Here is an 11,850-nt window from a genome sequence, read left to right as displayed (position 1 = left end):
CGGGGGGGGGGGGGGGGGGGGGGGGGGGGGGGGGGGGGGGGGGGGGGGGGGGGGGGGGGGCGGGGGCGGGCGCCCGGGGCCCGGGCCCCCCCCCCCGGCGGGGTCAGCGCAGGGCGGAGCCCGCCTTCCACTTCTTCCAGCCCATGTTCCAGCCGCCGAGCCCGTTGTCCGGGGCGACCTTCTCGTCCCGGGAGTTGACCACCTCGACCACGTCGCCGATCAGGGTCCGGTCGAAGAACCAGCCGCCGGGCGCGGAGGCGTCGCCGCCCTTGGCGTCGCGCAGCCCGATGCAGCCGTGGCTGACGTTCTCCTCGCCGAAGACGGACTCCTCGGCCCAGTAGTTGCCGTGCAGGAAGGTCCCGGACGTGGTGAGCCGGATCGCGTGCGGCACGTCCTCGATGTCGTACTCGCCCTTGCCCTCCTTGTCCGTGAAGCCGACGGTCGCCCCGTTCATCCGGGTCACCTCGTGCATCTCGGTGACCACCATCCGGCCGTTGTACGTGGTGGTCTTCGGGGCCCCCGCGGTGATCGGCACCGTATCGACGAGTTCGCCGTCCCGGCGCACCTCCATCGTCTTGGCCTCCGCGTCGACCCGGGAGATCTGGGAGCGGCCGACCGTGAACACGACGGTCTTGTCCTGGCTGCCGTAGACGCCCTCGGCGCCCTCGACGTCCCGCAGCCCGATGTCGACGGTGACCTCGGTGCCGGGCTTCCAGTACGTCTTGGGCCGGAAGTCGAGCCGGTCCTTCCCGAACCAGTGGCCGACGACCTCGACCACCGGATCGGACGTCACCCGGATGGCCTTCTCCACCGCCGCCCGGTCCTCGATCGGGCGGTTGAAGGAGAAGGAGACGATCATGCCGGTGCCCACGGTGGACCGGTTCTCCGGTTTGAAGTAGCCGATGAAGCGGTGGTCGGGGACGAGTGTGGTGAAGGTGGAGTGCCGGGCGGAGCGGCGTCCCCGGCCGTCCACGGCGACCGCGTCGATGCTGTACTTCGCGGCGAGGGCGAGCCGCCGGGCCCCGGGCTCCGGGGCCCAGGACCGCCCGTCCTCGGAGAGGCGGCCCGCCACCGTCTGCTGCTGCGCGTCCTCGATCCGCGTGACCTCGACGCTCTCCAGCCGCCCGTCGGGGACCTTCACGGCGATGCGGGCCTCCTCGTCGATGTCCTTCGCGCCGTTCTCCGGGAAGACGCTGATCGCGTCGCCGGGGGAGTCCGCCTTGCCGTTGAGCAGGGCCTCCCGGGTGTCGGTGCAGCCGGTCAGGAGGGCCAGCACGGTCAGTAGTCCTGCCCATGTCAGCACGGCGGCCGAGCCGGGCCGTGCGCTCTTCGCTGTGTGGTTCACGCTCCCCCAACGACCGGGGCCGGTCGGGGGAAACGTGAGTGCGGGGCCGCCGGTGGGCAGAACAGGGGGGAGGACTACTGCGACAGGGGGTCGCGGCCGGGACGCCGCGCCTCCCTTCTCCGGTGCCCGTCCTACGAGCCGCGGGAGGCTACACGGTGTCGAGCGCAGCCGAGCAGGAGGCAGTACAGGACCCCGAGCGGGAGGCGGTGCGGGCGGCGGATCCGGACGCGGTGGCCGCCGTACGGGCGGAGATCGCGGAGGACCACCGCAGCGAGCGGGCCGGGGCTCGGCGGGCCGCGGCCGGGGCGCCCGCCGTGTGGCCCGGGGCTCCGATGCCGCTGGGAGCCCGCTTCCGGGTCGGCCCGGACGGGGCGGCGGGGACCAATTTCGCGCTGTGGGCGGGCGGGGCCGAGGCGGTGGAGGTGTGCCTGTTCGACGAGCGGGGCGTCGAGACGCGGTGCCCGCTGACCGAGCTGACCCATGAGATCTGGCACGGTTTCGTCCCCGGTGTGCGGCCGGGGCAGCGCTACGGCTACCGGGTGCACGGCCGCTGGGATCCGTGGACGGGGGCCCGCTGGAACGCGGCGAAGCTGCTCCTCGACCCGTACGCCCGTGCCGTGGACGGGACCTTCACGCTGCCGCCGGAGGTCTACGGGCACGTCCGCGACTGGCCGGACCAGCAGGTCGCGGACACCGTGCGGGACGACCGGGACTCGGCTCCGCACGTCCCCAAGGCGGTGGTCGTCCACGATGACGACGACTGGGTGGAGGACCGCCGCCCCAAGACCCCCTGGGCCGACTCCGTCATCTACGAGCTGCACGTACGCGGCTTCACCCGGCTGCACCCGGAGATCCCGCCCGAGCTGCGCGGCACCTACGCGGGGCTCGCCCACCCGGCGGCGATCGACCACCTGACCCGGCTCGGGGTGACGGCGGTGGAGCTGCTGCCGGTGCACCAGTTCGCCCACGAGGACCATCTGCTGCGACGCGGGCTGCGCAACTACTGGGGCTACAACTCCATCGGCTACTTCGCCCCGCACGCCGACTACTCCGCCTCCGGCACCGCCGGCCAGCAGGTCGGGGAGTTCAAACGGATGGTGCGCGCGCTCCACGGGGCCGGGATCGAGGTCATCCTCGACGTGGTCTACAACCACACCGCCGAGGCGGGCGAGCGGGGGCCGACGCTCTCGCTGCGCGGCATCGACAACCGGGGCTACTACCGGCTCCAGCACGACCCGCGCCGCTACGCCGACTACACCGGCTGCGGCAACACCCTGCACGTGGTCCAGCCCCAGGTGCTGCGGCTCATCACCGACTCGCTGCGCTACTGGGTCACCGAGATGGGCGTCGACGGCTTCCGCTTCGACCTGGCGGCGGCGCTGGCCCGCTCGATGCACGACGTGGACATGCTCTCCCCGTTCCTCGCGGTGATCGCCCAGGACCCGGTGCTGCGCCGGGTCAAGCTGATCGCGGAGCCGTGGGACGTCGGCAGCGGCGGCTACCAGGTCGGGGCCTTCCCGCCGCTGTGGACCGAGTGGAACGACCGCTACCGGGACGCCGTACGGGACTTCTGGCGCGGGGCGCTCCCCGACGTACGGGACCTCGGCTACCGGCTGACCGGCTCCAGCGACCTGTACGCCTGGGGCGGCCGACGCCCGTACGCCTCGGTCAACTTCGTCACCGCCCACGACGGCTTCACCCTGCGCGACCTGGTCAGCTACGAGCAGAAGCACAACGAGGGCAACGGGGAGGGCAACCGGGACGGCACCCACGACAACCGGGCCTGGAACTGCGGGACGGAGGGCGAGAGCGACGACCCCGGCGTCAACGCGCTGCGCCGCCGCCAGCTCCGCAACCTGCTGACCACCCTGCTGCTCTCCACCGGGGTGCCGATGCTGGTGGCGGGCGACGAGATGGGCCGTACGCAGGGCGGCAACAACAACGCCTACTGCCAGGACAACGAGACCGGCTGGCTCGACTGGTCGCTGCTGGAGCAGCCGCAGTGGCGTGAGCTGACGGCGCTGACGGCGCGGCTGCTGACGCTGCGCCGGACCCATCCGGTGCTGCGGCGGCGCGCGTTCTTCTCGGGGCGGGCGCAGGCCCCGGACGGGCTGCGGGACCTGGCGTGGTTCGCCCGGGACGGCAGGGAGATGACGGAGGCCGACTGGTACGCCCCCGCCGCCACGCTCGGCCTCTACCTCTCGGGCCGGGACATCCCGGGGCGGGACGCGCGGGGCGAGCCGGTGACCGACGACAGCTTCCTGGCGGTGCTGCACGCGGGGGCGGAGCCGACGCTCTTCGCGCTGCCGGGAGCGCCGTGGGCGAGCGCCTACGCCCTGGTCGTGGACACCTCGCGGGAGGAGCAGGCCGAGGCCCCCGGCACGGTCCTGGAGGGCGGTACGGAGCTGGCGGTGCCGGCCCGCTCGGTGCTGCTGCTGCGCGTGCTGGAGTGAGCGGGCGGCGGGAGAGCCGTCAGCCGAGGATGCCGCGGTCGTAGCCGACGGCGACGGCTGCGGCCCGGTCCTTGGCGCCCAGCTTGGCGAAGACGTGGGTGAGGTGGGTCTTCACGGTGGCCTCGCTGATGAAGAGTTCGGCGGCGATCTCCCGGTTGGTGGTGCCCCGTGCCACCAGGGCCAGCACCTCGCGCTCGCGCGCCGACAGCGCGGCGCCGGCCGGGTCGGCGGCGGGGGTGCGGACCCGCGTCATCAGCCGGGAGGCGACGGCGGGCGACAGGACGCCGCGCCCGTCCGCGGCGGCCCGGACGGCCGCGAACAGCTCCTCGCGCGGGGCGTCCTTGAGCAGGTAGCCGGTCGCGCCCGCCTCGATCGCGGGCAGGGTGTCGGAGTCGGTGTCGTACGTGGTCAGCACCAGGACCTTCGAGCGGGCACCGCGCCGGGTCAGCTCCGCGATGGCCGCCACTCCCCCGCCGCCGGGCATCCGCAGGTCCATCAGGACGACGTCGGGGTCGAACCGTGCGACGACGGCGAGCGCGTCCACGCCGTTGGCCGCCTCGCCGAGGACCTCGAAGCCGGGGGCCGCGGTGAACATGCCGCGCAGCCCGTCCCGGACGACGGGGTGGTCGTCGACGACGACGAGGCTGATGGTGCGGGCGGCGGTCTCGCTCATGACGGCACCGTACGACGGGTCGGGGGCGTCCGACCAGGGGCGACGGCCGCCCGGGCGGCTTCCCGAACGTCACCGCCGGGCGCGGGGGCCGTCCCCGTGCGGCGCCCCGGAGCCGGGCCGGGGGCCGCCCCCGTGCCGTTCACGGGTGTCTGACCAGGGGAACCCGCGCGGAGACGGCCGTGCCGCCGCCCGGTTCCGACTCCACCTCGACCGTGCCCGCGACGCGTTCGGCGCGGGCCCGCATGCCGCCGAGGCCGAAGCCGCCGGTGCGGTCGGCCGGGGCCGCGGCCGCCGGGTCGAAGCCGCACCCGTCGTCCCGTACGTCCAGGGTCAGTTCGTCGTCCATGAAGGACAGCGTCACCCCGACCCGGGAGGCCCCGGCGTGCCGTCCGGCGTTGGCCAGCGCCTCGCCCGCGATGCGGAGCAGGGTGGCGGCGATCTCGTCGTGGACCGGTTCGGCGGTTCCGGTGACGGTGAAGTCGGCCCGGACGCGGTGCTGTTCGGCCCAGTCGGCGACGGTCTTCTCCAGCGCGCCGGTCAGCTCGTCGTGGTCCAGGGCGGCGGGCGCCAGGTTGTGCACGGAGCGGCGGGCCTCGCCGAGGCTGTGGCGGGCGAGCGCGGCGGCGCGCTCCAGGTGGAGGCGGGCGGTCTCCGGGTCGCGGTCCGCGAGGGAGGTGACGACCTGGAGCTGGGCGATGATCCCGGTGAGGCCCTGGGCGAGGGTGTCGTGGATCTCGGCGGCGAGCCGACGGCGCTCGTCGTCGATCCCGGCCTCGCGCGCCTGGACGAGGAGCTGGTCGTGCAGGGCCGCGTTCTCCGCCATGGCCTCCTCCAGCCGGAGGTTGGTGCGCTCCAGCTCGGCGATGGTCTCGGCCTGGAAGCGGGCCTTCTCCTCCTCGCGCATCCCGACCTGCCAGAAGAACAGGGCGAGGGTGGTGTTGACGAGGTAGAGCGCGCCGAAGGCGACCCAGTTCATCAGCGACGCGGGCGGCAGCCCCCCGCTCTGCGAACCGGCCAGGGTGAGGGCGGTGGTGAGCAGCCCGGCGCGGACGAAGCGCTTGGGCACCAGGGGTTCGACGTCGAAGTACCCGAGGGCGGCGTAGATCGAGAAGAACGGGTTGAGCCAGGACAGGGCGAAGGCGAGGACGGTCCGGGTGACGTAGTAGACCACTCCGGCCGGTGCGCCCGCGGGGGTACGGGGGCGGGCCCGGCGCCACCACAGCTGGAGCCCGTACGCCGCCGCGACCAGGGGCCCGGCCGCGTACATCTCGGTGCGGGTCATGATCAGGTCGGCGGCGGCGGCCGCGACGAGGGTGGCCAGGGTGAGGACGGCGTAGGGCCCGTACCGGTGGAACTGCTCCCAGCGGTCCTCGACCGTGCGGGAGCCCGCGGCGGAGGCCGGGCGCGGGAAGCGGAGCGGCTGCGTCATGCGCGCAGTCTGCCCCGGCCGCCGGCGGTCCGTCTCGCGCGGTGCGACCGGTCCGCCCGTCCCACGCGGTGCGGGCCGCCCGGCCGACGGGGCCGCTGTCACTGCCACCGGAAGAGGCGGCTCGCCGCGATCCCCAGCAGCGCGGCCCACAGGGCGACGACCCCGAGGTACGCCCAGCTCGGCCAGGCCCCGGAGGCGGCCTGGTCCAGGGCCTGGGAGGCGGCGCCGAACGGGGTGAGCTGCACGATGCGGCGCAGGGTGTCGGGCATCGCCTGGACGGGCACCCAGACCCCGGCGGTGAACATCATCGCGAGGTAGGCGGCCGAGCCGCCGGCGGTGGCCGCCTTCGCCGTGCGGGACACGGCGCAGATCGTGCCGCCCAGGGCGAGGACGGCGGAGACCGCGAGCAGCAGCGCCAGCACGTAGCCGGCCAACCGGCCGGGCAGCGCGACCCCGTAGCCGATCCGGCCGACGGCGAGGACCAGGAGCGCCGAGCCCAGGGCGGCGGCGCCGTGCAGGATGATCTGGACGGTGAGCAGGGTGGAGGGCCGTACCGGGGTGGTGGACATCCGGCGCAGGATGCCGCGTTCGCGGTAGGCGGTGAGGACCGGCGGCATCGCCTGGAGCCCGGCCATGATCATGGCGAACAGGATCGAGATGGGGACGTAGAGGTCGATGACGCGGCGGCCGCCGAGGTTGTCGTCGGCCTCCCTGAAGGCCGGGACGAAGCCGAGGACCACCAGGAGGACGGTCGGGGAGAGGAAGATCCAGAACAGGCTGCCCGGTTCGCGGAGGAAGAGCCGGGTCTCGGCGAGCAGGACGGCGGCCAGGGGGCCGCGCCGCCGTGCGGGCGCGGCCGGGGCGGCGGCGGCCGGGGCGGCGAGGGTGTCGTGGGGTGTCATGTCAGGCGTCCTGTCGGGTGGGGCCGTGCGCGGCGGAGGCGTGGCCGGTCAGGTCGAGGAAGGCGTCGTCGAGGCTGCTCCCGGTGATCCGCAACCGCTGGGCGGTGACGCCGAGTTCGGCGAGCAGGGAGATGAGCGGGGTGACGGTGTCGTCGGTGGCGTGCAGGGCGAGGACGCCGGCGGCGTCGGGCGGGGAGACCGACGCGACGCCCGGCAGCGCGGCGAGCCGGTCCAGTTCGGGGGCGGTCGGGGGGCGGGAGGGGACGAACGAGAGCACGGTGGAGCCGGTCGACCGCCGGATCAGCCCGGACGGGGTGTCCAGGGCGACGACCCTGCCCCGGTCGATGACGGCGATCCGGTCGCAGAGGTGCTGGGCCTCCTCCATGAAGTGGGTGACGAGCAGGACGGTCACCCCGCCGTCGCGGATCTCCTGAATGAGCTTCCAGGTGTCGCGGCGGGCGCGCGGGTCCAGGCCGGTGGTCAGCTCGTCGAGCACCACGACCCGGGGGCCCCCGATCAGGGCGAGGGCGATGAACAGGCGCTGCTTCTGGCCGCCGGAGAGCCGGGCGAAGCGGGTGGACAGCCGGTCCGCGAGGCCGAGCCGGTCCGCGAGGGGCCGCCAGTCGACGGGGGCCGGGTAGAGGGCGGCGTAGAGCTCCAGCGCCTCCCGTACGGTCAGCTTGGCCTGGAGTTCGCTCTCCTGGAGCTGGGCGCCGAGCAGCCGCGTCACCCGGTCGTGGTCGGCCACGGGGTCGAGCCCGGCGACCCGGACGGTGCCCGCGTCGGGAACCCGCAGACCCTCCACGCATTCGACGGTGGTGGTCTTGCCGGCCCCGTTGGGGCCGAGGATGCCGAAGATCTCCCCCTCCTCGACCGAGAAGGAGACGCCGTCGACCACGTCGCGTCCCGCGTAGGTCTTGCGCACCCCGTTGACTTCGATGATTGCCATGCCTCCAGGGTTCCGGCGGGCGGCCGGGGCCGGTATCCGCCGTCCCGCTCGACGTCGCATCAGCCGATCGGCCGATGCCGGGGTACGACGTCGGCGACGGGGGCTGCGACCCGGGGCCGCGCCGGGGCCGGTGGCGGGGCCCGGCCGAAATCGGCAGGACCGATGACAGGGGTGAAACGTAAGGTCGGCCCTGATGCCCGAAAAGCCTGCAGAGCACACGGACCGGTCCGCCGTGCGCTCCCTCCTGCGTCTGTGGCCTTATGTCCGACCCGTGCGGGTGCGCCTGTTCACGGCCGCCTTCGTGGCGATCCTGGCGTCCTGTCTGAGCCTGGTGATACCGCTGGTCCTGAAGTGGATGGTGGACGGCCCCGTGGCCGACCGCGATCCGGGCGGGGTGTGGCTGGGGGCGCTGTACCTGCTGCTCCTCGGCGTCGCGGAGGCCCTGCTGTTCGGGTTCCGGCGGTGGCTGGTGGCGCGTCCGCTGGCCGGGGTCGAGGCGTCGATGCGGGCGGACCTCTACCGCCGTCTGCAACGGCTGCCGGTCGCGTTCCACGACCGCTGGGCCTCGGGCCAGCTGCTGTCGCGCGGGACGACGGACCTGATGCTGCTGCGGATGTTCCTGGCGTTCCCGCTGACCTTCCTGGTCGTCAACACGGCGACGATCCTCGTCGGGTTCGTCCTCCTGTTCGCCCAGGACTGGACGCTCGGCCTGGTGCTGCTGGCCCCCGCCGTGCCGCTGATGGTCCTGTGCTCGCTGTTCGAGACGAAGTACTCGGTCGTCGCGCGGCGGGCCCAGGACCAGGTGGGCGACCTGACCACCGTCGTCGAGGAGAGCGTGCTCGGCATCCGCATCGTCAAGGGCTTCGGCCGCCACCGCAGCCAGGCGCGGGCGTTCACGGCGCTGTCGCACCGGTTGCGCACCACGGAGCTGGGGAAGGCGCGGCTGCTCGCCGGGATCTGGGGGTTGATCACCTCGATCCCGGAGCTGGCGATCGGCGCCGCGCTGGTGCTCGGCACGATCCAGGTGGCGGACGGCTCGCTCTCGGCCGGCACGCTGGTGGCGTTCCTCTCCACGGCGCTCGCGCTGCGCTGGCCCGTGGAGTCGATCGGCTTCCTGCTGGCGATGAGCCAGGAGTCCGCGACCGCCACCGACCGGTACTTCGAGGTGATGGACGTGGCGGAGGAGCCCGGGGCCGTGACGGGCCGCGAGGGCGCTCCGGCCACCGGTCCCGGGATGGTGTTCGAGGGCGTCGAGTTCCGCTACCCGGACGCCGATCCGGACTCCCCGCCGGTCCTGGCCGGGATCGATCTGCACATCCGGCCCGGCGAGACCGTGGCCCTCGTCGGCGGTACGGGGTCGGGCAAGACGACGCTGACCGCCCTGGTGCCCCGGCTGCACGAGGTGACCGGGGGGCGGATCACGCTGGACGGCGAGGACATCGCCACGATGGAGCGCTCGCGCCTGCGCGAGCTGGTGTCGGTGGCGTTCGAGGAGCCGACGCTGTTCTCCGCGACGGTCGGGGAGAACGTGAGGATGGGCGCCGCCGACGCGGACGAGCGGCAGGTGCGCCGGGCGCTGTCGGTGGCCCAGGCCGACTTCGTGCACGACCTGCCCCGGGGGCTGGACACCGAGGTCGGCGAGCAGGGGCTGAGCCTGTCCGGCGGCCAGCGCCAGCGCCTGGCACTGGCCCGCGCGGTGGTCGGCGAGCCCCGCTTCCTGGTGCTGGACGATCCGCTGTCCGCGCTGGACGTCCACACGGAGACGCTGGTGGAGGCCGCGCTGCGGCGGGTCCTGGAGCGGACGACGGCGGTGGTGGTGGCGCACCGCCCCTCCACCGTGATGCTGGCCGACCGGGTGGCGCTGCTGTCCGGCGGCCGGATCGCCGCGGTCGGCACCCACCAGGAGCTGATGCGGGAGAACGCGGAGTACGCCTGGCTGATGTCGGGCGCCGGGGACGGCGGCCCGGAGCGTACGGAACGGACGCGCGAGGAGGCCGGGCCCACCGGCCGGTCGCCGGACGGGGAGGACGCCGGTCCCCGCGGCCGGCGGCCGGACGACGAGGAGGACGCCGGGTCCGCCGCTGGGCGGCCGGACGACGAGGACGAGCGGGACGCCGTACGGCAGGTTCCCGCCGAGGAGGGCAGCTCCCGATGACCACGACCACCGACGACGCCTCGCCCCCGGCCGTCGGCGACGACCGCCTGCGGAAGGGGCCGCCCGCGCCCGGACCGCCGTCCGCCGACGACCCGTTCGACCGGGACGAGCTGCCCGCCCCGCCCGGGGCCACCCTGGCGCTGCTGTTCTCGCTGCTGGCCCCGATGCGCGGCCGGGTCGCGGTGACGGCGCTGCTCCTGGTGGTGCAGCAGGCCGCGATGCAGGCGGGCCCGCTGCTGGTGGCGTACGCGATCGACCGGGGGGTTCCGGCGTTCCGGGACCACGACCACGGGCCGCTGATCGCGGTCGCGGTGGGCTACGCGCTGTGTTCGGTCGGGGCGGGCGCCCTCCAGTACGCCTTCATCCGGGCCGCCGCCCGGATCAACCAGGACGTGCTGCTCGACCTGCGCGGCCGGATCTTCCGGCACGCTCAGGCCCTCAGCGTCGACTTCCACGAGCGCTACACCTCGGGCCGGCTGATCTCGCGCTCCACGACGGACGTGGAGTCGCTGCGGGAGCTGCTGAACGAGGGGCTCCAGGAACTGATCGGCGTGGTCCTCTCGTTCGTCTCGATCGCCCTGGTGCTGCTCTGGCTGGACCTGGGGATCGGCGCGATCGCCACGCTCTCCTTCGTCCCGCTGTACCTGATGGTCCGCCTGTACCGGCGGCGGGCGTCCGTCGCGTTCGCGGCGCGTTCCACGGCGATCGCGGCGGTGATCGTGAAGTTCGCGGAGACGATGAACGGCATCCGCCCGGTCCAGGCGTTCCGCCGGGAGCGGAGCAACGACGCCGCCTTCACCGTGCTCAACTCCCGCCACGAGCGGGCGAACGGCGACGCCATACTGGAGATGGCCCGCTACGTCACCGGCTCCCGGCTCATCGCCAACACGGCGGTGGCCGGCATGGTGCTCTGGGGCGCCTGGCGGGTGGCGGACGGCACGCTGGCGCTCGGGGTGCTGGCGGCGGCGGTGCTGTACATCAGGCGGCTGTACGACCCGATCGACCGGCTGGGGATGTTCCTCAACTCCTACGAGTCGGCGGCGGCCTCGCTCACCAAGGTCGCCGGACTGCTGGCCCAGACGCCGAACGTCCCGGAGACCGACAGCCCCAAGGAGCTGCCGCCGCGCTCCGGGGAGCTGCCGGGCCGGGAGGTCGTCTTCGACGGGGTGCGGTTCGCCTACCGCACGGGCGGCGAGGTCCTGCCCGCGTTCGACCTGCGCATCCCGGCGGGCCGTACGGTGGCGGTGGTCGGCTCGACGGGCGCGGGCAAGTCCACGCTGGCGAAGCTGCTGGCCCGGTTCTACGATCCGACCGAGGGGCGGGTCCTGCTGGACGGCACGGACCTGCGCGACCTGGACACGGCCGAGCTGCGCCGGGGCGTGGTGATGGTGACGCAGGAGGCGTTCCTGTTCTCCGGGACGGTCGCGGAGAACATCGCGATCGGCCGCCCGGACGCCACCCGCGAGGAGATCGAGCAGGCCGCGAAGGCGATCGGCGCGCACGACTTCATCGCCGCCCTGCCGGACGGCTACGACACCGACGTACGCAAGCGCGGCGGCCGGATCTCGGCGGGCCAGCGGCAGTTGGTGGCCTTCGCCCGCGCCCTGCTGGCCGATCCGGCGGTGCTGATCCTGGACGAGGCGACCAGCTCCCTGGACATCCCCGGCGAGCGGGCGGTCCAGAAGGCCATGGACACGGTGCTGCACGGCCGTACGGCGGTGGTCATCGCCCACCGGCTCTCCACCGTCGAGATCGCGGACCGGGTGCTGGTGATGGAGCACGGCCGGATCGTGGAGGACGGGCCCCCCGCCGAACTGATCGCCGGTACGGGCCGGTTCGCGGAACTGCACCGGACGTGGAGGGAGAGCTTGAGCTGAGGGGCGGGCGGGGCGGTCGCCGTACGAGCGGTGGGGGTTCCGCGCCTTCGCGGGCACGGGGAACCCG

General features: G+C 74.1%; 8 protein-coding genes. 3 read left to right on the top strand and 5 right to left on the bottom strand.

What is annotated here, in order from left to right:
• Window positions 1–103: 103 nt before the first annotated feature.
• Window positions 104–1,345 carry an Ig-like domain-containing protein gene (locus tag ACH4K1_RS07580; RefSeq protein ID WP_398087545.1) on the bottom strand — a complete coding sequence of 414 codons (1,242 nt, stop codon included), beginning with the start codon at window positions 1,343–1,345 and terminating at the stop codon, window positions 104–106.
• 155 nt (window positions 1,346–1,500) lie between these two features.
• Between ACH4K1_RS07580 and glgX the strand changes: the two genes are divergently transcribed.
• Complete coding sequence (glgX, locus tag ACH4K1_RS07575) at window positions 1,501–3,798, top strand: glycogen debranching protein GlgX (protein ID WP_398087543.1); 2,298 nt, start codon at window positions 1,501–1,503, stop codon at window positions 3,796–3,798.
• A 19-nt stretch (window positions 3,799–3,817) separates the two neighbouring features.
• Here the strand turns inward: glgX and ACH4K1_RS07570 are convergent, their stop codons facing one another.
• From ACH4K1_RS07570 to ACH4K1_RS07555, 4 genes are all read right to left on the bottom strand, one after another.
• Window positions 3,818–4,471 (bottom strand): response regulator, encoded by a 654-nt coding sequence (locus ACH4K1_RS07570; protein ID WP_398087541.1) that lies wholly within the window; start codon window positions 4,469–4,471, stop codon window positions 3,818–3,820.
• A 139-nt stretch (window positions 4,472–4,610) separates the two neighbouring features.
• Window positions 4,611–5,900 carry a sensor histidine kinase gene (locus tag ACH4K1_RS07565; protein ID WP_398087539.1) on the bottom strand — a complete coding sequence of 430 codons (1,290 nt, stop codon included), beginning with the start codon at window positions 5,898–5,900 and terminating at the stop codon, window positions 4,611–4,613.
• A gap of 98 nt (window positions 5,901–5,998) precedes the next feature.
• Window positions 5,999–6,802, bottom strand: a complete 804-nt coding sequence (locus tag ACH4K1_RS07560; protein ID WP_398087537.1) for an ABC transporter permease — start codon at window positions 6,800–6,802, stop codon at window positions 5,999–6,001.
• A 1-nt stretch (window position 6,803) separates the two neighbouring features.
• A complete protein-coding gene (locus ACH4K1_RS07555) occupies window positions 6,804–7,751 on the bottom strand; it encodes an ABC transporter ATP-binding protein (protein ID WP_398087535.1) in 948 nt (315 codons plus the stop codon).
• A 193-nt stretch (window positions 7,752–7,944) separates the two neighbouring features.
• Here ACH4K1_RS07555 and ACH4K1_RS07550 point away from each other — a divergent pair, with 193 nt between their 5' ends.
• Window positions 7,945–9,906, top strand: coding sequence for an ABC transporter ATP-binding protein (locus ACH4K1_RS07550; RefSeq protein ID WP_398087533.1), 1,962 nt, complete (start codon window positions 7,945–7,947; stop codon window positions 9,904–9,906).
• Complete coding sequence (locus ACH4K1_RS07545) at window positions 9,903–11,783, top strand: ABC transporter ATP-binding protein (RefSeq protein WP_398087531.1); 1,881 nt, start codon at window positions 9,903–9,905, stop codon at window positions 11,781–11,783. The genes ACH4K1_RS07550 and ACH4K1_RS07545 overlap by 4 nt, the downstream gene beginning before the upstream one ends.
• The last annotated feature ends 67 nt before the right edge of the window (window positions 11,784–11,850 follow it).

Source organism: Streptomyces sp. NPDC017448, assembly GCF_044330565.1.
Taxonomy (GTDB): Bacteria; Actinomycetota; Actinomycetes; order Streptomycetales; family Streptomycetaceae; genus Streptomyces.
Note: the sequence above shows the minus strand (reverse complement) of the source record. Positions and strands in the feature narration are given on the sequence as shown.

Bases quoted from the DNA above. Each gene is read 5' to 3' on its own strand.
- ACH4K1_RS07550 (WP_398087533.1), top strand. From the start codon at position 7,945: ATGCCCGAAAAGCCTGCAGAGCACACGGACCGGTCCGCCGTGCGCTCC.
- ACH4K1_RS07560 (WP_398087537.1), bottom strand. From the start codon at position 6,802: ATGACACCCCACGACACCCTCGCCGCCCCGGCCGCCGCCGCCCCGGCC.
- ACH4K1_RS07570 (WP_398087541.1), bottom strand. From the start codon at position 4,471: ATGAGCGAGACCGCCGCCCGCACCATCAGCCTCGTCGTCGTCGACGAC.
- ACH4K1_RS07545 (WP_398087531.1), top strand. From the start codon at position 9,903: ATGACCACGACCACCGACGACGCCTCGCCCCCGGCCGTCGGCGACGAC.
- ACH4K1_RS07565 (WP_398087539.1), bottom strand. From the start codon at position 5,900: ATGACGCAGCCGCTCCGCTTCCCGCGCCCGGCCTCCGCCGCGGGCTCC.
- ACH4K1_RS07555 (WP_398087535.1), bottom strand. From the start codon at position 7,751: ATGGCAATCATCGAAGTCAACGGGGTGCGCAAGACCTACGCGGGACGC.